Below are 18976 nucleotides of genomic sequence, written 5' to 3' on the forward strand. Positions count from 1 at the left end.
TAGTGCTCTTTGGCTTCCAAACTATTCTCTTGTCTTGGTTCTGGCGCTTTCTCGAGAACTCCTTTCGTTTGCTCTCGTTTTTTCGCCTTACTAGGCTACCTAACTTATCTGGCTTTGTCAAGCGTTTTTAAGTATTTTTTTATTTCACTATTGACACAACTATTGAACTGGGACAAATGCGGAGGGAATTGCTGGAACTGTGCCTTGTCTGGAAAGGGTTTGATAGATAATGGCAGCAACCTCGGCGCGGGTGGCATTGCGGTTTGGGGCAAGCATTTTGATGTCTGGATAGTTGACGACTAGTTTGTTAAGGGTGGCTGTTGCGATCGCATCGCGAGCATAACTGGGGATTTGGGCAGCGTCTTGGTAAAAATTCCCCAAAATATTTGAATTTCCGCCGCTAAGTTGCCAGCCATTCACCAAAGAGATAATTACTTGGGTTCTCGTAATATTTTCGGCGGGGCGAAAGGTGAGGTTGGGATAGCCAGCAATGAAGCCTTTGGCGTTGGCTTGTTGGATCGCTGTGCTTGCCCAGAAGTTGGCGGGTACATCGCTAAAGGTTGTGACAGGACGGATGGTTTGCTTGGTAGGAAAGGCACTATTCACTATCGCGGCAAACTGCGCTCTGGTTACTGGGTCTTCGGGGCGAAATTTGCCATCGTTGAAGCCTTTAATAATTCCTCGGTCGGCTAGCGCCGTGATGTATTTCTCAGCCCAGTGCCCTTTGACATCAGACAAACCGCCGACTGAGGGGGCTGGCTGTGGTGCGGGTGGCTTAGGAGCAGGAGGAAGAGGCGTAGGAGTAACGGGTGAAGGGGTTTGTGGTGGTGTAATCGGAACGCTTGCTGCAACTAGGTCGAGCGGCCCAATGACACGCTTTGGATCGATTTGATTGCCTACGGCGGCGATCGTTACGCCTGAGGCGTTATTGATATCGGCGACTTTATTGCCTCGGAAGATATTCTGACCGGGGTTTCCAAGTGTACCTAAGTCAACGGTAGGTTGGCTCGTTCTATCTTTGAGGACGACCAGTCCATTTTCAGTATTATTTTCAATTAAGTTGCCACGTAATGTAGGGGTAGCAATATTGGAGATCACAATACCGCCACGATTTTTCGTGATGCGATTGCCAATTAAGGCAACACGCGATCGCTGACCGATCGCTAAGCCAAAGCCAGTATCTTCAAACGTGTTTTCGCGGATCTCGCCTGAACTCGTTCCGACGGCAGAAAGTCCATTAGCTCCATTTTTCGTAAAAATGTTACCAACTACATTTGCACTGGTATCGCCTGTGAGAAATACGCCATCATGTCCGGTTCCAACAAAGGTATTATTGGCGATCGCAACATTTTTAGCTGATTCCACCCATAGGGCATAACCTCGGTTACCGCTGTTAGTGAGCGTAATCCCCTCTACGGTTGCACCATTCCCTAAAAGCATAGAAACGTTTTGACGTGCAAAGGTAGGACTGACAAATGTGCCTCCACCACTAATCAGAACACCTGCCCCTCTGCTACTGCTATCACCGCGTAAAGTCACACCAGCAGGAATTTTGAGTGGAAAAATTTCTCCAGTGTCGGCAGAGTAGGTACCAGGAGCAATCTGAACAATTGTGCCAGCCTGTGGTTTTGCATTTAAGGCTGCGGTAATGGAGCGAAAGGGCGTGGCTTGCGTACCTGCACCGGGAGCATCCGTACCACTGGGAGCAACAAATAAAATTGTGTTAGCTTGTGCAATTTGAAGGGGTAGGTTTGAGGATGTGGAGGTGTTAGCGCCACGGTCAACTGCGGCGATCGCGCTTTGATAACTACCTAGGGTTAATAGTAGTAATAATCCAGCCGCCGTTTGATATTTAGCCATACATCTTCCTCTGAAAATAATTCCTAACGTTCTAACTTTTCGCCTTGACGTAAGCAGTAGGGATTAGTTTCACCTAGCTTTGGTGTCGGAGAAAAAGTTCTGCCTAAATATACATGAGCCAAGCACAATTTACTGCCAAGAGTGTTTAAGATCAGACTTTAGAATTATTCTTTTAGGCGCGTTATATTTTGTAACTTTCAACAAGGTTTGGAGAGTGGTATGAGAAGAAAGTTAGTTGCTGTTTTGGGTGCGGTAGGAGCGATCGCATTGGTAATGGTATTTACAAATCCGAACAAAGAGAAATATATAGATTATGCTTCCGTAAAAATGGCTGCGGACATTCAAAATCAACTTTGCAAACCAACTGAAAATAAAAATCCTAAAGATCTATTAGGCAATATTACAAATCTTGCAGCTGACCTTTGCAAATTAGGAATAGATTCACAAGATGCCCTAGTCAAAAAGCTAATTACACCTAGAACACAGCAACAAAATATGGTGATTTTTAGTATTTATACGACCGAAGTCCCAGGGCGCACCTATAAAACCCTTGCTATTTTTGGTAACTTTATTGGGTTGAATTAAGTTTGAATTAAATTTGTCCTAAACAAGCCTTTTTAATCATTTATGTCTCAATCAAAAAACAACAACTCTGAAAGTGAATCGGTTAGCGAAACTGTAGCCGAACTTGAAACGAATCAATGGTTTATTTGCAAACAAACCTCTGGAATCTGTACCATTTCAAACGATCGCAATGCGAAAGCAGAAGCAGGAGAAAGTTGGGGACCTTTTGCCACGCAAGGCGAAGCGATCGCAAAACGCATCGGGCTAATTCGTGCAGGGAAATGTCAGCCGCTTTAATTTCTATTTTTCGAAATATTTTTTGTAATTTAGTTGCTAGTGTCGGGCAATTTTTCTCTCAATTTGGCAATGCCATGTAAAACCTGTTGGCGATTTTTAGCACTTTGAAGCCAGTTGGGCAATCGACTTGCAAGACTTTGATTTTGCCAGCCCAATTTTGGATCGGGCAATTCCCTTGGGGATGCGTACCACCGCTCGCGCAGTTTGGCACGAACGAAGTTTTCCAGAAAATCCAAGTGCTCGGCGTTATAGACCCACAAAATTTCACCGCAACAGGGAATTTGCAGCCAGAGGGTGAGATTAAAGTACCAGTCGCGATCGCCACCTATTGTCACGGAATTGCCTTGCCAATCTTTGCTATAGCCACAGTATTTGCAAGATAGGCGGTGGCGATCGAAGATTTTATGCGTTTGGGTTTGAGGTAGTGGGGCAGACTCACTGGCAGATGCACTGAATGGAATGACGGTGCTGAGGCGATCGCACTGGGGACAATGCACCCAAAAACTATGCCCAAAGTCATAAATTGTTTGTCCAATATCTCGAAAACGTAGTGGTTTCGTCATGGGGCAAATTTACAGGAATCAGAATGCACTAGCAAAAAGGTAATATCGATCTAGGGAAAATTGAAACAGAACGAAGATTTTGTCATTATCTGTTCGATCTTCGTCGATCTGTTATTCCAGCAAGTTAAAAAGCCAGCACTATAAAGTCTTATGACAAGGAAGAATTTGTGCTTTTATCCAAAGGTTTTGAAGTAGAACTATACACATCTACACCTACAGGGGATGCCGTTGGTTTTTCTAATCGCATTGTCGCCGATCTGCAAGGCTTTGTGAGAGAGCCTGACAACCGCAATGTGGAATATACAACCGCACCATTTACGCAGTACGAACGCTTGTTTCTGGCTTTGGTGGAACCAAGGCAGAGATTGCGCAAATACTTAAAATCTTTTGGTGATTACACGATCATGCCAAGCAGCACACTTGCTTTGGGTGGCACTCAAAAGTTTGAGCGCTCCGATCCGCATAATCCCTATCATGGCTACATCGAGCAAACCTATGGCACGGATGTCGTTACGGCCAGCATTCATATTAATGTGGGCATCAGCAATCTAGAAATGCTGATTAAAGCCTGCCGACTCATACGGTTAGAAGCTCCCCTCTATTTAGCGCTGAGCGCTTCTTCGCCGTTTTTAGATGGTGAGGTAACAGGCTATCACTCGACGCGTTGGCAAATGTTTCCCCAAACACCTGCCCATGTCCCTTTATTTTCCAGCCACAAACATTTTGTGGAATGGACTGAGACCCAATTACAACTGGGCACGATGCAAAATGTGCGGCATCTCTGGTCGGCAGTACGCCCCAATGGTGATAATCGCCCCTATGACTTAAATCGCCTTGAGCTAAGAATTTGCGATCTGGTGTTCGATCCATTAGCACTGTTGGCAATTACGACCCTACTTGAAATGCGGCTGATTAATCTGATGCATTCAGGTGAGAGTTCAGCGCTCGATCCCCTCGCCCCTAAAGCCAGCCCCTTTACACCCGATGAATTGGTGGCGATCGCCAGTAAAAATGAAATGGCAGTAGCACAGCATAGTTTAGATGCCGTTTTGATTGATTGGCAAACTGGCAACGCTGTAAAAGCGAGAGATCTAGTGCAACAACAATACGAGCAAGCCAAAGCGATCGCCAAACAGACAGGTACGACTTGCTTTCTTGCGCCGCTTTTGAAGATTTTAGAACAGGGGAATGAAGCCCAGCGATGGCTAGCTGCCTATGCGACAGGGCTTACACCTCGCCAAATTTTGACCGATGCCATTAGTACTGCAACCCAACAAGAAGCTGAGTTTGCCGCAGCTCTGATGATTCATTAGGCGATCGCTTAAGGAAATCCATCAATGTAGAAGCAAGCATAGAAGTCCCAAGACAGATAGACTGAATAACGATCTGTGTTAGCAATCTATAAGAATCGGGAATTTTTCTATGGCTCCTGCTCATTCTGATGCGCCACCACCTGCTGCTAGTTTAGAAAAACTCAGCCTTGCGACCAAACTTGCCTATGGGGCAGGGGACTTAGGCACAGCAATTACGACCAATATTGCGGGCACTTTTTTGCTGTTCTTTTTTACCAGTGTGGCAGGGTTAGATCCTAGATTGGCTGGCAGCATATTAATGATTAGCAAGATTTGGGATGCTTCCATCGATCCTGTCATTGGGATTTTAAGCGATCGCACCCAATCCCGTTGGGGTCGCCGTCTCCCTTGGATGATCTATGCCGCGATTCCATTTGGAATTTCCTATTTTCTACTATGGCTGGTTCCACCCTTAGATAAGATCGGGCTATTTTGGTATTACGTCGCGATCTCGATCGCTTTTAATACCCTCTTTACGATGGTTAATTTGCCCTATACAGCGCTCACAGCGGAGCTAACCCAAGACTATAACGAACGCACCAGCCTCAATAGTTTTCGTTTTTCGTTTTCGATTGGAGGCAGTATCGTCTCCTTATTTATTGCCATTTTGATCTTTGAGTTTTTCAAAAAATCCTCTGGTCAGTTAGCCAACAATAACTTTGATAGTGGAACGCCATACCTCGTCCTCGGCATCATCTACGCAATCATTGCGGTCTTATCCATTTGCTGGTGTGTCTTGGGGACAAAACGACAGGTATTGGTTAAAGAATCTCAGAGACTGACAAACCAGCAAGCTCAAGCAGATGTATCCCACACCATTCCTTTTTTAGAGCAAATGCGGATTGCCTTTAGCAACCGACCATTTCTCTATGTGATTGGCATATATTTTTGTTCTTGGCTAGCTTTACAAATTACTGCCTCGATCATTCCCTACTTTGTCGTGCATTGGATGAAGCTGACTCAGTCTGACTTTATCGAAGTCACTTTATGGGTTCAGGGTACGGCGCTACCGATGCTATTTGTTTGGGGCGCGATCAGCAAGCGGGTAGGAAAAAGAGCTGTCTATTTTATGGGCATGGGTTTGTGGATTATCGCCCAAGTCGGTTTAGTGATGTTGCAACCAAACGAGGTTGGCTTAATGAAAGTCTTAGCTTTTGTGGCTGGATGTGGGGTCTCGACGGCTTATTTAATCCCCTGGTCGATGTTACCCGATGTGGTAGACCTAGATGAGTTAGAGACTGGACAAAGAAGAGAAGGCGTTTTTTATGCCTTCATGGTGCTCTTACAAAAAATGGGGCTGGCGGTGGGGTTGTTTATGCTAGGACAAACGCTAGCTTGGTCGGGATTTAAAGAAACCGTTGCTAACCAGCCCGTACCGATTCAACCTGATTCTGCGCTGCTGGCAATTCGGATTGCGATCGGGCCGATTCCAACTGTATTTTTACTGATTGGGCTAGTCCTTGCCTATCTTTATCCCATTACAAAAGAGAAGCACGCTGAGATCTTGTTGAAAATTGCCGAGAAAAAAATGGCGAGCCGTAGTAATTCCGAGAACGAGTGATACCAATTTCTCTTAAATTTGCGACAGATCGCTTTTTGGGTTCCGCGCAGAGCGTGGTCTTTTCAAAAAGATGCGTTGCATCATTTTTTGAAAATGGTATGACTTCTACGATTGCTACCTTTATGCTTGCGCGATCGCTGGCTCGGCAGAACACAAACATTTGCCAGATTCATTAGGGTACAAGAGTTAGGAGAGCAAAGAAATTAGCCACATGAGTGTTATTGTTCCTGACGAAATTTTAACCACAACTCGCATGGCTGAGACAGAAATGCGTCAAGAAATCTCTGTCATGCTCTTTCAGCGAGAAAAGCTTACTCTTGCTCAAGCAAGCCGATTTGCAGGAATGCACCGCGTTGCGTTTCAGCATTTACTAGCTAGTCGTCACATCCCAGTACATTACGGAGTGGAAGATTTTGAACAGGACATTCAGAATCTCCAAGAGATGGGTCGAATCAGTGGTTAAAACAACAGGGATGGCTATCAGTGCATGACCTGTGGATGAAAGTTCAAGGCTTCGTCCGATCCTAATTTAAGTTTGTTTGCGCGGCGATTATGAACCGCCCAGTGCGGATCCACATGCCGGGTGGTGTGGGAGGGAAGGGCTAAACACCCTTCCCGACCCGATTGATATGAACACATCTACCCGCGAACACCATACCCTGAGAGACCACTGAGGTTTGCAGTTGGATCGACGTTTTTCAGTTCCTTCAATAGCTGTGGCTTGTGGAAAACAAAGGTAAAAAACTGTGACTCTCCGTCTATCCAGACTTCCGGAACTCCACAGACCCAACGAACCAGATTGCCTTCATGGATAACTTCGATTTTCCCAGGAACACCCGCGCATTCAGCACCGCTGCCACAAGTGCAATTGAGAATGGTGTAATGCCCCGATTTCTTCCCAGATTCCAAAAGCTCCAGGCCATCAAAAACAATGTGGTTTTGGTCAGACCAAGTTTTCCGGCTTCCAGACACCGCCGATAGCGATTCCGCTAAGTGAACCTGTAAATCTTTCTTGTCGATTAAGATCCGGTAGCTTTTAATTTTCGATTTCGTTTGGACTTTTGCGATCTTGATGACGTTGACCGGCTTACTCATAGCTTTGCCCTGTGGCCATATAACGTTTGAATTCAGCGGCTGCCGAAGGCAGTCCGCTGGAATGAAGGGTTAGATTCAGTTGCACCCAAAAAGCTAGAAGATTTCAATTTGAACCTCCGGCGGATCAACAGGCACCAACATTCCCTGCTGGTCGCGCACGAAGAACCGAGTTCGAACACTGGACAAAGAGATGCAATACCTCGGATCAAATTTGAGGAATGCGGATTGATGAAACGCAGGATCTGCCAACTTCACTTGACCTGACCACGTTATGGGTAGGCCCCGCGCTTTGATCCAGAAGTTGATGGCCGCAAGTGTAGTGACCATGAAGTCATGCTCTCCAAGCGTTGCATGCGCAATGAACAGGCCATTGCGAAGAAAGCAAAAGCCTTTCCCAGGTGAGTACTCGAATAGTGCGCTGGCGTTGAGTTCGTTGTTGCGATCAACTTTTCGAAGGCTGCCATGCTTCCAGAAGTCCGCTGCGTCCGCTACGAGGCGATGGTGAAACGATGCCGCAATCGCGGCGTTATCCGACCAGCCTGCGAGGTCCACTTGATGCCGGATTGCGACGGCGAGTCCACCAGCGAGGCGCGTAACGTCTGAGACCTCCGGCTGAAGCGCGTAGCGCTGTGCCAAAAGAAGATTAAGCTCGTCCCAGGGCTTAACGATGTCGTTTAGGAAGCGTTGGATCATCTGGAGGAATCTAACTATGTGTTATACGGAAAATTTCCGAATATTTACTCTAGATTGGGTGATTATACTGAAAGTTTCTGGGTAACACAATCAATGCAGTAAAATACCCAGAAAGTTTCTGGGTATCATCCCCTATGAAGGTAGATATACAGAAAAATTTAGAGTGATGTTCTAAAAAACATCCTCAAAGATGGAATAGTATTTAATGCTCCTATTGCAGCCGCAAGAATTACTCGATCGCGTGCTTAATTAGAAATATTCTCAAAAGAATCAACGAATCACGCGCAACTCATGTTTTCTGAATTTTCTCACCTTTGGCAGACGACGCTCAACTGGCAACCTACAAATGCCCAAGAATTACAATTTCAGCAACTTTACGATTTGGTGATCGAGGGCAATAAAATCCAAAATCTGACTCGAATTACCGATCGCCAAGATTTTTGGGAAAAGCATTTATGGGACTCATTACGGGGAGTCATGCCCTATTTTGGGCAAGAAAATTTACAGGCGATCGATATCGGTACAGGAGCAGGCTTCCCCGGACTGCCCTGTGCGATCGCTCAACCAACTTGGCAAATTACTTTACTAGACAGCAGACAAAAGAAAACTGCCTTTGTGAAACAGGTCATCGAAAAAATACAGCTTGTGAATGGCGTGACATTGGCAGGACGTTCTGAAGAGATCGGTCGTATTCAGGTACAAAGGCAAAAGTACGACCTAGCCTTAATTCGAGCCGTAGGCAGTGCAGAGCTTTGCACTCAATATGCATTGCCATTTTTAAAGTCAGGCGGACAAGCAGTGTTATATAGAGGTCAGTGGTCAGACAAAGAACAGGAAGAACTTACAAAAGCATGTGAAACGATAGGTGCTGAGATTGTAAAAGTTGAAACTTTTTTCACCCCCTTGACCGCAAGCGCGCGTCACTGCATCTACCTTGCCCCTTACTTTTCTACCTCGGTTTGAAGTTCAGTCTGGTAAGGAGACATAAAGTTAGAGGAGTCATAGAGGAATCTGACTGTCTCCTCTTCCAAACGATGGATTTTATGAGATTCCATCGCACTAGAATTGCGGAGCGCAGACAGGTAACCATCTAAAAACAAACGCAGTTCGTCGTTCGAGCGGTATCCCCGTTCCCACATATCGACTAAGGAGTCGGTGAGCTTTTGATAGTGACGAATCGTAATAGTGTCTTGCAGCATAGATCGCTTGTATAAAATTAAGATCGTTTAGAAATTTTCTCTTATGCAGAAATCTTTCTTGTATAGAAATTGTCCTTAAAGAGATAGTTCCCAAAACTATCAGATCGCTCCTCAAGCTTGGAATACGATAAAACACTAAAGTATTTAAATAGATCTTAACATTCAGCGATCGCTTTGATCCCTATAGCCTAGGGCGGATTCACGCACTTTTTAGAGTTATTCCCGATATAAAGGTAAGGCTGCTGACCAGTGCGAATAAATGCCATGCTGCCCTTCGATTAACCACTGGGCATAGGCAAGTTCTAACAAGCTATAACTTAAAGATTTTTCAGGCTGAGATTGCGCCGCCTGCTGTGAAATTCTGTCACAGTCGATCGCATAAAGCGGAATTCCTAACTGTTCGGCTAGGGTACGGGCGGTAACAATACCGATGCGCGTACCTGTATAGCCCCCAATACCACTGGCGATCGCGAACCAAGCAATGTCTGACCAAGCAATTTCCCTTATAAAAGACTGTAAGCAGCCATGCAATTGGGTTGATAGGTCTCTTCCCAAGTGCCATGACTGCTCCTTTACAAGAACAAAGTCAGAAATTACATCCTGACCTAATTCAATCGGTGATTTAGTTTCTGACGATCCGCCCAACTGAGCGATCGCAAGTTCCAGGCTGTCCGTTGTGGTGTGTAGCGCTAAGGCAAAGCAGTGGGCTCTTGATTCTTGGTTTTTAGTCCCTTGCACTGACCCTCTTTACTTTCAACCTTTACACATAAACTTTGGTACTTAATTTGGTACTTAAGTCCTGGCAGTTAAATTTTGGCAAACAATCTAGAACTTACCTAGACCGCCACCACCAGCTGCACCATCTGATTCTTCAGAGTTTTCTCCTTCATTGTCATCATCACCTTCGCCAAAGCGACTGCCGCCTGGACGTCTACGTCCAAATCGACCCATAGGTGTGCGCTTACGGAACTTACGTGCGTAAGCTTGGTTGCGGAGAGCTTTTTCCTTTTTTTGATTGCGGCGCTTAGCCATTTTAAACTGTTGTACCCCTTAAATCTTGCATCGATCAACCCTAACATAAAACGGATAACTTTCGACCAAGGTATTTCGCTCAGCTATACTGTGTATAGATAATTTGCTTAAGCTGATTAAGTTTAGACTTCTCTATAACTTAATAGAGCGATAAAATATTTAATAGAGCGATAAAATCACGGGCAACATCAATATCCATTGCTGAAGGCAAACAGTTACACTAACATTTGCGACCATTTACAGCATGCGTGCAGCAGTATTCGTTTTTCTGGAATGATTCCGCTATGCAATCTTTTCCCTCTTTAGGTAACACGATACGTCCTTTACAGCATCGCGATCTAGAGATCGTTCAACAACTAGAAGCACTCCCCGATGCCAGTCAAAATGTAAACCGTCATCCGAATGGCTTTAGCTACAAGTCTGATTGGCTCTCTCTAGTTAAGTTGGCAAGCTGGCTGCCAGATCCCCTTCGACATTTGGCAAAGCCCTATGTCAGGGCGTATGTATCGGAATCTAATGGCGAAATCCTTGGCTTTATTTGCGTTTCCCCAACCAACAGCAGTCGTAGCACCTGGCAAATCGATCGCGTTGCACTCGCACAACAAAGTCAAATCGAGTCGCAAATCCAACCCAGCCATATCGGCACGCAACTAATTCGCTACTGCCTAGAGTCTTGCTGGGAAGCTCGTACTTGGCTGCTCAAAGTTAACATCCATCAAAAAGATGCGATCGCCTTGTATCGTCAAAATGGCTTTCAGCCGCTCGCACAGCTAACCAATTGGGAAATATCTGCCGAAGGGTTACAAGAACTGGCTCTACACCAACCTGACCTCCCAAATCTTTTACCTGTAAGTAATGCGGATGCTGGATTGCTCTATCAGCTTGACACGGCTGCAATGCCCCCCCAAATTAGGCAAGTTTACGATCTAAGCGTCAATGATTTTCGCACCGGCTCTTTTGAGAAACTTGTCGCCCACACCGCTAAGATTTTGCAACAAGTCCAAGAGGTCTCAGGCTATGTCTACGAACCCCAGCGTAAGGCTGCGATCGGATATTTCTCACTGGCATTAAGTCGTCCTCAGTCTAAACGGCAACAACCAGAGGAAAAGTTAAGCCATTACTGCCAACTGACGGTTCATCCTGCATACACATGGCTCTACCCTGAGCTAACCTCTCAAGTTGCCAAAATTATTACCAAACAATCATCCGAGCAATCTGAAACCAACTACAGCCTACTGGTCTCTTCGGCTGACTATCAACCTGAACGTGAGGCATATCTGGAACAGATTCAGGCACAACGACAAAGTCATGGGCTATTAATGGCGCGATCGGTTTGGCATAAAATTCGCGAAACCAAACCCGTTTTGGACGGTCTGCAACTTTCTCGCATGTTGTCTGGACTTCAACCCAATCAAAAACCAGTTCCAGGCAGAATTGATGCGCATCCACCCAACTATCCCAGTCAACCTGAAGAGTTGCCTTAAGGTATAGTTAATAAATGCAACGGCTAAGAAGAAAATATCTTCTGTTGTGTTATGCCGATCTCGTATTGTCGAAAGGTTGCAAAACACAATATCCCACCGTAGCCTAACGAATTTAACTATATTGTTTATCGTTTACTTTGTCAGCTTGCCCCCGCAGGTTTACACAGATTTACAAGGAATGTATATGTTGAACATCTTTTTTGTTTATTTGATACAAAAAATAGGCTGCGGGATAGCTAGGATTTAAAACTGGAAATTAGACACTTGGCGACGTGTAAAGACGTTTATTATGAAAATTCTTAAAATCCAAACACTGCGTGGGCCCAATCAGTGGAGCATTCAACGACATCAGCTAGTGGTAGTCAGATTGGATTTAGAGGATTTCTCCAAAAATATTATTAGCTTTTACCAGGATGTAATCAAGGTTCTACCAAGCCTTGTGCATAGTTCGCTCGATAGTCCGCACAGCCACCCCAAATCGATTACCTCAGCAGCGGAAGTCGTGCAACTTGTGGCACTAGAGCTACAGAAACTCACAGGCATGAATGTTGGATTTGGCACCGTGCGCGCCACGATCGAACCTAATGTTTATCAGACGATTTTTGAGTATCAACACGAACAAGCGGGACGCTATGCCGCACGGGCAGCCGTAAGGATATGCCAAAGCATTTTAGATATAGGTGAATATTCGCAAGCGGAACTGCAAAAAGATTTTAAGGACTTGATTGAGTTGCGCTTAGAAGGTCAGCTTGGGCCCAGTACAGAGTCAATTGTTGCCGAGGCAAAAGCCAGACGTATCCCTTGGGTAGAACTGGGCAGCAGAGCCATGATCCAACTGGGCTTTGGAGTCTATCAAAAGCGCATTCAAGCAACCCTGAGCAACTATACGGGAATTTTGGGGGTAGAGCTTGCCTGTGATAAAGAGGGAACCAAACGGATTTTACGAGACTCTGGCGTACCTGTCCCTAGAGGCACTGTAATTCGTTCTGCAAAGTATCTTGAGGATGCGATCGCTGAAGTCGGCGGTTTCCCGATTGTGGTCAAGCCCCTCAGTGGAAATCACGGACGCGGCATCAGCATCGACGTGCGATCGCTGTTAGCCGCAGAAGATGCCTTTGAAATGGCTCACGAAGTTTCTGAAGATGTGATTATCGAAAGGTTTCATACAGGGCGCGACCATCGTGTGTTGGTGATCAACGGTAAGGTGATTGCTGTAGCAGAACGAGTTCCCGCTCACGTCTATGGAGATGGCAAGTCCACAATTTCTGAATTAATCGAAATTACGAATAAAGATCCGCGTCGAGGCGATGGTCACGATAACGTACTGACTCGAATTGAGGTCGATCGCAACAGCCAAGATCTTTTGCAACGTCAGGGGCTTAGCTTAGATTCGATTCCAGCCGTAGGACAAATTTGTTATCTGCGTGCTACGGCAAACCTAAGTACAGGTGGCATTGCCGTCGATCGTACCGATGATATCCATCCTGAAAATATCTGGTTAGCAGAGCGCGTTGCCAAAATCATTGGTTTGGATATTGCAGGAATTGACGTGGTTACCTCAGATATTTCCAAGCCCCTGCGCCTCACCGATAGCGTCATTGTCGAAGTCAATGCTGCCCCAGGCTTTAGAATGCACACCTCACCCAGTGTGGGCATTCCCCGCAATGTGGCAGAACCAGTCATTAATATGCTGTTCCCACCTGGAGCACCTTACCGCGTCCCGATCGTGTCCATTACAGGTACGAATGGCAAGACGACTACAACCCGCCTCACTGCTCATATTTTCAAACAAACCAACCGGGTGGTTGGCTACACGACAACGGATGGTATTTACATCGGTGACTGGCTCGTAGAAAAGGGCGATACAACTGGGCCTTACAGCGCTCAAGTGATTTTGCGCGATCCCACGGTAGAAGTAGCCATTTTAGAAACGGCCAGAGGGGGAATTTTGCGATCGGGGTTGGGCTTTGATGGCTGTGATGTCGGTGTCGTGATGAACGTACAAGCCGATCACCTCGGCATTGGTGACATTGAAACCGTGGAAGATTTGGCAAATCTTAAGAGTGTGGTCGTGCAATCAGCTTTTCCCAGCGGCTATGCCGTGCTGAATGCCGACGATCCTTTGGTGGTCAAAATGGCGGAAAAGGTTAAGGCGCAAGTTGCATACTTTTCCATGACCCCCGATAGCCCGATAGTCACTGCACATACACAGCAAGGTGGCTTAGCAGCCGTGTACGAGAATGGTTACCTCTCGATTCTCAAGGGAGATTGGACGTTACGCATCGAGCAAGCTGTGAATGTACCGCTCACACTAGGTGGTAAGGCAGCATTCCAAATTCAAAATGCTCTGGCAGCCAGTCTCGCCGCTTTTGCCCAAGGCGTGAGAATTGAAGATATTCGCTCGGCTTTAACCAGTTTTGTTGCCTCATCCAATCAAACCCCTGGGCGGATGAACCTATTCGATCTAGGAAAATTTCATGCTTTGGTGGACTATGCCCACAACCCAGCGGGATATAAAGCGATCGCTGATTTTATCAGCACTTGGAATGGTGAATGCATTGGTGTTATTGGCGCACCAGGCGATCGCCGCGACATCGACATTGAGGAACTCGGTCAACTGTCCGCAAATATGTTCGATCGCGTGATCATTAAAGAAGACCTAGATCGGCGGGGACGCGAGGTCAATGCCGTCGCTGCCCTGATGCAAAAGGGCGTTAGCTCGGTCAAACCCAACCTGCCCTGCGACATTATTCTCAATGAAGCTGAGGCCGTAGCGATCGCCTTAGATCAGGCTCCTGAAGGGGGACTCGTGGTGATTTTCCCAGAGAAAGTCGATGCGGTCATTGCCACCATTGAAGCAAGAATGCCCAAAGACACCACCCAAGATGCCGCGAAGCCTTCTAACAGTCCAGCCGTTTTATAGAAGTACTACTCAAGCGTTCCGCCAATTACTCGACTAACCAACCAAACAAACCGCCCACAGTAAGGTTAAAATCTTGGGCAAATTCTGGCATGGGTAATTGTGCCTCTGGTTCGTCATAGAAAGTCGTGGCGCGATCGCTTTGGTAGACAAACACAGCTTTTTCCTCTGGATCGATCAGCCACCCCATCTGCGTTCCATACTTGAGGCAATGCAAAATATTTTTGGTCACCCTTGTTTGGCTTTGGTCTGGAGAAAGAATTTCAATCGTCCAATCAGGTGCGATCGCAAAAACATCGGCAATTTCCCCATTTTGGTTACGCGGAATTCTATCCCATAGAAACACAGACACATCAGGGACAGTTGAGCGATCGCCAAAAGTACAGCGCAACTCAGGCAACGCACGAGCAATGCGCTTAGGTTTAAGCACTCCATTGATAGCGGGTACAAGTTCTCCTTGAATGGCACTATTTTTTCCCTGTGGCATTGGTTTCTGGATAATTTGACCGTCAATGTACTCGCTAGCAGGTTTCGTTTCTGGTAGTTGCAAAAACTCTTCTATCGTCAGGGGCTTTGTGGGGGTCTGTACCATAATTAAGTTTCTTTAAGAGAGTTAAGTTAGCCAGCCTCTACTTAAATTATTCCACAGGCGAATTGGGGCGATGGGATTTTAATCATCCCATGGCGATCCCCGTCTCAAAAACTTGGGTATTAATTTCCCGATCGAGTGTGCAACAAATCCTTTACAGTAATTGAGGAGGTAATTGGTTTCCTCCCCATACTTTGTAATATTCTCTAGCACTGACTTTCACCTCTATGCCAAAAGTTATTTGTCTTGGCGAAATTCTGATCGACCGAATCGCTGAACAGGTAGGTGTAGATTACGATCGCGTCGAGTCTTGGCAATCTTGCCCCGGCGGAGCCCTAGCCAATGTCGCCTGCGGTCTGGCAAAACTCGGAACTTCCGTCAGCTTTATTGGGTGTGTGGGGCAAGATCCAGAAGGGGAGCAGTTAATTCAACTACTTAGCAAGGAAGGGGTCAATACGACAGGATTGCAAGTGCATCCTGAATCTGTGACCCGACAGATCTATGTCACCCGTGACGAAAACGGCGATCGCACCTTTGCTAAATTTTCTGGGGATAGCAACACCGTTTTTGCTGACACCCTCATGTCAGCCGAACATTTGCCAGCCCATCTATTTGCCGATGCTGATTTTTTGGTACTCGGAACGCTCGGCTTAGCTAGCGCTCAAACTTCACGGGCGATCGGTCGGGCTTTAAAACTTGCCGAAGATAACTTTGTGCGGGTGATTGTGGATGTGAACTGGCGACCGATGTTTTGGTCTAATTTCGACCAAGCCGCAAAGTTGATCCGAGTTTTGTTGGGATATACAGATTTTTTAAAGCTCACCACCGAAGAAGCTTATTTCCTATTTCGCGCCACCAGTCCCGCCGCGATTGCCCAAGCCTTAAACCATCTTGAGGGCGTAATTGTCACCGATGGGGCAAAAGAATGTCGCTATTATCTCGGCGAACGCCAAAGCAAACGCAATGCATTTCCCATTAATGCCGTAGATACGACGGGGGCAGGAGATGCTTTTTTAGCAGCATTTATCCACAAAATTTCTCAAAAGCCCTTGGCTGAACTATCCAAACCTGAATACGCCCATGATGTCATTTCCTATGCTTGTGCCGCAGGTGCGATCGCAACCACTGCGATGGGTGCAATCGAGGCACAACCTACGGACGCACAGGTACGAGATTTCCTAGCAAAAATGAACGGCAAATAGTGGAGCGAAGTTCCTTAATCATCGGTATTAGGGGCAGGCACACACCATCCTCTGCCCTACAAAATACTGCCCTACAAGATGTGGAATTGAGTTCAGGAAATCTCTCTGAAATTTAAGGCTTATGCACTGACGACGATAGACCTTGAGATAACAAGGCAGACAGTGCTAAATTTTGCCAAAAGGAAATCTCTTGCCAATCTGCGGGATGAGTATCTTCTATCCTAGGTTTGATCGTGACGCGAAAGGGTCGAGATTCTAGCTCAACAGTCGTCGTTGTAAACTCTAGCTTGCGCCGCAGTAGTTCTACAAAGGTCAAAAGCATAACAAGACTTGAGGATAAAGCGCGTCGCCCCGTGATCGGATCGAGCACAAAATCTGGAGCTAGCGGCGAACCGTACCATAGAAACGATGCCGCACATAGATCGCCTGATGTGAAAAGTGCCATACGCTTGCGGATTTCTTTGCCCGATAACGTCTGCCCCAGCAATAGGTAATGAATTTCTGTGACAGCGATCGCTAGCGTTCCCAAAATAAAAGGACTGCGTTTGGGCATAAATGCCTCTTCATTAATTCGCAGCATGGCATTGGCAATAATTTTCACCGCCTCAATTCTACGTTCGGTAAAAGAACGAGAATCGAGGAGGTTTTGCCACTTTGACTGTAGCAATGCTTCAATATCATTTCGCAAAGCTTCTACCCCACGAATGTCCAGTTTCATATCATGATTGACTTCTGGATCGTAGCCAAATGTACAGGTAGGATAAATTTTAGCAACGCCCAGATCGACCTTCCATTGTTGAATCACCCGCTCTAAAACTGTAGGTTTCCATTTGTCATATTCATCAATTTTATTGAAAACGACAAAAACGATATCGCATTGCTTTTTTAGATCGTCAAGGTGCTTTTTTTGACGCGCATCAGACGAACCATCCACCACTAAAACGCCAATATCAATGCGTTTGAGAAATCTTTGGGTAGCATCACTGTTGGCAACCCGCACATCATCTAAACCAGGGGAATCAATTAGGCGCACCCTTTCGTTGAGTTTAAGGCATTGCACATCACTGGTTACACCTGACTCAGCCCTAACTTTAAATAGAGAATCTTTGCGCGTTTTTTTTAATAAGGCATTTACTAGGGAGCTTTTCCCAGAACTGACTCTACCAATGACGACAATATTGAGAATGTCTGGACTTTCGTGAATTTCGGATTCAAATTTGGCTTTGCTACTTTCAAAAAATGACTCTAGCAGTTGATGGTCGGCGTGATCGGACATTACTTATTTGTGATGAAGAATATGATGGAGATAATTGCGATCGGTCAAATATATTGTAAATACCGAACCATCCACTACGATGTTATTGAATATGCAGAAACTTTGACATTCTTAGAGAAATTCTCAAAGAATAATAGCAATCAGAATCGTAGGGTCAACATGAATTGCCCCGACATACCAATCAAATAGGATTGCTTTGCTATATCTATCAACATTTGTAAGCCTGTCATTTTGCCCATGACCGTTAAACCAATCTCTGCGATCGCTACCTTTTTTACCAACGAAACCACTGCTTATGTCTTAAAACGACTAGCTCAAGCAGTACTAGTGATCTTTTTGGTTTCGATATTGAGCTTTTTTGCCCTTAAGCTATCTCCAGGTGACTGCTTTACAGAACTCCTCCAAAACCCCAGCACACCCAAAAAAGTTGTTACCGATCTAAGAGCGCGATTAAACTACGATCTGCCATTCATTGAACAGTATGGTTTATGGCTAGGTAGTGCTTTACAGGGCGATCTGGGCGTCAGATGTCAAGGTTTAGCCCCTGTAACACCGCTAATTTTAGAAAGAGCAGGGAATACGCTGATTATGGCGATCGCTTCTCTGGTCACCACATGGGTGATTGGCATTCCTCTAGGAATTTTTTGTGCGGTGCGACAAAATACTTGGAGCGATCGAATCGTACAATTCTTAAGCTACGCCGTACAGGGATTTCCCAGTTTTATTTTGGCAATCTTTTTATTAATGTTTGCCCAAAATAGTTCGCTGTTTCCAGTAGGTGGGATGACGAGTATCAACTATTCCGATCTGTCACCCTTGGGCAAAATCTTAGATATCGCACATCACTTAGTTTTACCCACCCTCACCCTCACAATTCTTAGTTTTGCCAGCCTTCAACGCATTATGCGCGGAAATCTACTCGATGTCTTGCGTCAAGACTATATTAAAACCGCACGCGCCAAGGGAATGCCTGAGAATAAAGTCATCTATGTCCATGCCCTCCGCAATGCGATTAATCCCCTGATCACATTACTGGGGTTTGAATTTGCCAGCCTACTCAGTGGCGCATTTATTACGGAATTCTTTTTTAACTGGCCGGGGCTAGGCAAATTGCTGCTTCAAGCCACCCTCGAAAAAGATGTCAACCTTGTCATGGCAGGTTTGACACTGGGAACGTTGATGTTAGTCATTGGCAATCTCTTAGCAGATTTGCTCTTAAAGGCAGTTGACCCCCGTATCAAACTAGATAGTCAAGATTAGAAATTAGAAAACATAAAAAAGGGGGCACT

General features: G+C 45.8%; 19 protein-coding genes. 10 read left to right on the forward strand and 9 right to left on the reverse strand.

Features of this window, described 5'->3' with window-relative positions:
• Window positions 1–159: 159 nt before the first annotated feature.
• Complete coding sequence (locus tag ACP2WE_RS23270) at window positions 160–1860, reverse strand: DUF1565 domain-containing protein (RefSeq protein ID WP_425217912.1); 1701 nt, start codon at window positions 1858–1860, stop codon at window positions 160–162.
• 219 nt (window positions 1861–2079) lie between these two features.
• Between ACP2WE_RS23270 and ACP2WE_RS23275 the strand changes: the two genes are divergently transcribed.
• A complete protein-coding gene (locus ACP2WE_RS23275) occupies window positions 2080–2445 on the forward strand; it encodes a DUF4359 domain-containing protein (protein WP_425217913.1) in 366 nt (121 codons plus the stop codon).
• A 42-nt stretch (window positions 2446–2487) separates the two neighbouring features.
• Complete coding sequence (locus tag ACP2WE_RS23280) at window positions 2488–2721, forward strand: hypothetical protein (protein WP_425217914.1); 234 nt, start codon at window positions 2488–2490, stop codon at window positions 2719–2721.
• 29 nt (window positions 2722–2750) lie between these two features.
• Here ACP2WE_RS23280 and ACP2WE_RS23285 read toward each other — a convergent pair whose 3' ends face one another.
• Entirely contained in the window at window positions 2751–3284 is a 534-nt protein-coding gene (locus tag ACP2WE_RS23285) for a hypothetical protein (protein WP_425217915.1), read from the reverse strand.
• 167 nt (window positions 3285–3451) lie between these two features.
• Between ACP2WE_RS23285 and gshA the strand changes: the two genes are divergently transcribed.
• The 3 genes from gshA to ACP2WE_RS23300 all read left to right on the forward strand — a co-directional run bounded on the left by gshA (window position 3452) and on the right by ACP2WE_RS23300 (window position 6660).
• Window positions 3452–4597: a glutamate--cysteine ligase gene (gshA, locus tag ACP2WE_RS23290; protein WP_425217916.1), complete on the forward strand. Its 1146-nt coding sequence runs from the start codon at window positions 3452–3454 to the stop codon at window positions 4595–4597.
• 109 nt (window positions 4598–4706) lie between these two features.
• On the forward strand, window positions 4707–6197 hold the full coding sequence (locus tag ACP2WE_RS23295; protein ID WP_425217917.1) for an MFS transporter: 1491 nt from the start codon (window positions 4707–4709) through the stop codon (window positions 6195–6197).
• Between the two features lie 211 nt (window positions 6198–6408).
• Window positions 6409–6660 (forward strand): UPF0175 family protein, encoded by a 252-nt coding sequence (locus ACP2WE_RS23300; protein ID WP_425217918.1) that lies wholly within the window; start codon window positions 6409–6411, stop codon window positions 6658–6660.
• 176 nt (window positions 6661–6836) lie between these two features.
• Here the strand turns inward: ACP2WE_RS23300 and ACP2WE_RS23305 are convergent, their stop codons facing one another.
• Window positions 6837–7292, reverse strand: coding sequence for a hypothetical protein (locus tag ACP2WE_RS23305; protein ID WP_425217919.1), 456 nt, complete (start codon window positions 7290–7292; stop codon window positions 6837–6839).
• 93 nt (window positions 7293–7385) lie between these two features.
• Complete coding sequence (locus ACP2WE_RS23310; RefSeq protein ID WP_425217949.1) at window positions 7386–7985, reverse strand: hypothetical protein; 600 nt, start codon at window positions 7983–7985, stop codon at window positions 7386–7388.
• A 291-nt stretch (window positions 7986–8276) separates the two neighbouring features.
• Here ACP2WE_RS23310 and rsmG point away from each other — a divergent pair, with 291 nt between their 5' ends.
• Entirely contained in the window at window positions 8277–8948 is a 672-nt protein-coding gene (gene rsmG / locus ACP2WE_RS23315) for a 16S rRNA (guanine(527)-N(7))-methyltransferase RsmG (protein WP_425217920.1), read from the forward strand.
• Here the strand turns inward: rsmG and ACP2WE_RS23320 are convergent.
• The 3 genes from ACP2WE_RS23320 to ACP2WE_RS23330 form a co-directional block, all read right to left on the reverse strand.
• Entirely contained in the window at window positions 8927–9184 is a 258-nt protein-coding gene (locus ACP2WE_RS23320; RefSeq protein ID WP_425217921.1) for a DUF6761 family protein, read from the reverse strand. The genes rsmG and ACP2WE_RS23320 overlap by 22 nt on opposite strands.
• 216 nt (window positions 9185–9400) lie before the next feature.
• Complete coding sequence (locus ACP2WE_RS23325) at window positions 9401–9922, reverse strand: hypothetical protein (protein ID WP_425217922.1); 522 nt, start codon at window positions 9920–9922, stop codon at window positions 9401–9403.
• A gap of 87 nt (window positions 9923–10009) precedes the next feature.
• The gene (locus tag ACP2WE_RS23330) at window positions 10010–10216 is read right to left on the reverse strand and encodes an Asl3888 family RNA-binding protein (protein ID WP_330484858.1); all 207 of its coding nucleotides are present in this window, start codon (window positions 10214–10216) and stop codon (window positions 10010–10012) included.
• 284 nt (window positions 10217–10500) lie between these two features.
• Between ACP2WE_RS23330 and ACP2WE_RS23335 the strand changes: the two genes are divergently transcribed.
• Together ACP2WE_RS23335 and cphA are read left to right on the forward strand one after the other, a co-directional pair.
• The gene (locus tag ACP2WE_RS23335; RefSeq protein WP_425217923.1) at window positions 10501–11700 is read left to right on the forward strand and encodes a GNAT family N-acetyltransferase; all 1200 of its coding nucleotides are present in this window, start codon (window positions 10501–10503) and stop codon (window positions 11698–11700) included.
• A 289-nt stretch (window positions 11701–11989) separates the two neighbouring features.
• Window positions 11990–14623 carry a cyanophycin synthetase gene (cphA, locus tag ACP2WE_RS23340; RefSeq protein ID WP_425217924.1) on the forward strand — a complete coding sequence of 878 codons (2634 nt, stop codon included), beginning with the start codon at window positions 11990–11992 and terminating at the stop codon, window positions 14621–14623.
• Between the two features lie 25 nt (window positions 14624–14648).
• On the opposite strand, the gene ACP2WE_RS23345 is transcribed toward cphA, so the two are convergent.
• Window positions 14649–15212 (reverse strand): Uma2 family endonuclease, encoded by a 564-nt coding sequence (locus ACP2WE_RS23345; RefSeq protein ID WP_425217925.1) that lies wholly within the window; start codon window positions 15210–15212, stop codon window positions 14649–14651.
• A gap of 224 nt (window positions 15213–15436) precedes the next feature.
• Between ACP2WE_RS23345 and ACP2WE_RS23350 the strand changes: the two genes are divergently transcribed.
• Window positions 15437–16411, forward strand: coding sequence for a carbohydrate kinase family protein (locus tag ACP2WE_RS23350; RefSeq protein WP_425217926.1), 975 nt, complete (start codon window positions 15437–15439; stop codon window positions 16409–16411).
• Window positions 16412–16523: 112 nt separating this feature from the next.
• Here the strand turns inward: ACP2WE_RS23350 and ACP2WE_RS23355 are convergent, their stop codons facing one another.
• The gene (locus tag ACP2WE_RS23355; RefSeq protein WP_425217927.1) at window positions 16524–17687 is read right to left on the reverse strand and encodes a GTPase domain-containing protein; all 1164 of its coding nucleotides are present in this window, start codon (window positions 17685–17687) and stop codon (window positions 16524–16526) included.
• 237 nt (window positions 17688–17924) lie between these two features.
• On the opposite strand from ACP2WE_RS23355, the gene ACP2WE_RS23360 reads away from it, so the two are divergent.
• Window positions 17925–18947: an ABC transporter permease gene (locus ACP2WE_RS23360; RefSeq protein ID WP_425217928.1), complete on the forward strand. Its 1023-nt coding sequence runs from the start codon at window positions 17925–17927 to the stop codon at window positions 18945–18947.
• The last annotated feature ends 29 nt before the right edge of the window (window positions 18948–18976 follow it).

This window comes from Tumidithrix helvetica PCC 7403 (genome assembly GCF_965232925.1).
Lineage (GTDB): Bacteria > Cyanobacteriota > Cyanobacteriia > Pseudanabaenales > Pseudanabaenaceae > Tumidithrix > Tumidithrix helvetica.

What these genes read in the sequence shown, in the direction of transcription:
- rsmG (WP_425217920.1), top strand. Translation starts at nt 8,277, where the DNA reads ATGTTTTCTGAATTTTCTCACCTTTGGCAGACGACGCTCAACTGGCAA.
- ACP2WE_RS23350 (WP_425217926.1), top strand. Translation starts at nt 15,437, where the DNA reads ATGCCAAAAGTTATTTGTCTTGGCGAAATTCTGATCGACCGAATCGCT.
- ACP2WE_RS23280 (WP_425217914.1), top strand. Translation starts at nt 2,488, where the DNA reads ATGTCTCAATCAAAAAACAACAACTCTGAAAGTGAATCGGTTAGCGAA.
- ACP2WE_RS23285 (WP_425217915.1), bottom strand. Translation starts at nt 3,284, where the DNA reads ATGACGAAACCACTACGTTTTCGAGATATTGGACAAACAATTTATGAC.
- ACP2WE_RS23345 (WP_425217925.1), bottom strand. Translation starts at nt 15,212, where the DNA reads ATGGTACAGACCCCCACAAAGCCCCTGACGATAGAAGAGTTTTTGCAA.
- ACP2WE_RS23270 (WP_425217912.1), bottom strand. Translation starts at nt 1,860, where the DNA reads ATGGCTAAATATCAAACGGCGGCTGGATTATTACTACTATTAACCCTA.
- ACP2WE_RS23275 (WP_425217913.1), top strand. Translation starts at nt 2,080, where the DNA reads ATGAGAAGAAAGTTAGTTGCTGTTTTGGGTGCGGTAGGAGCGATCGCA.
- ACP2WE_RS23360 (WP_425217928.1), top strand. Translation starts at nt 17,925, where the DNA reads ATGACCGTTAAACCAATCTCTGCGATCGCTACCTTTTTTACCAACGAA.
- cphA (WP_425217924.1), top strand. Translation starts at nt 11,990, where the DNA reads ATGAAAATTCTTAAAATCCAAACACTGCGTGGGCCCAATCAGTGGAGC.
- ACP2WE_RS23320 (WP_425217921.1), bottom strand. Translation starts at nt 9,184, where the DNA reads ATGCTGCAAGACACTATTACGATTCGTCACTATCAAAAGCTCACCGAC.
- ACP2WE_RS23300 (WP_425217918.1), top strand. Translation starts at nt 6,409, where the DNA reads ATGAGTGTTATTGTTCCTGACGAAATTTTAACCACAACTCGCATGGCT.
- ACP2WE_RS23330 (WP_330484858.1), bottom strand. Translation starts at nt 10,216, where the DNA reads ATGGCTAAGCGCCGCAATCAAAAAAAGGAAAAAGCTCTCCGCAACCAA.
- ACP2WE_RS23335 (WP_425217923.1), top strand. Translation starts at nt 10,501, where the DNA reads ATGCAATCTTTTCCCTCTTTAGGTAACACGATACGTCCTTTACAGCAT.
- ACP2WE_RS23355 (WP_425217927.1), bottom strand. Translation starts at nt 17,687, where the DNA reads ATGTCCGATCACGCCGACCATCAACTGCTAGAGTCATTTTTTGAAAGT.
- ACP2WE_RS23310 (WP_425217949.1), bottom strand. Translation starts at nt 7,985, where the DNA reads ATGATCCAACGCTTCCTAAACGACATCGTTAAGCCCTGGGACGAGCTT.
- ACP2WE_RS23305 (WP_425217919.1), bottom strand. Translation starts at nt 7,292, where the DNA reads ATGAGTAAGCCGGTCAACGTCATCAAGATCGCAAAAGTCCAAACGAAA.
- ACP2WE_RS23295 (WP_425217917.1), top strand. Translation starts at nt 4,707, where the DNA reads ATGGCTCCTGCTCATTCTGATGCGCCACCACCTGCTGCTAGTTTAGAA.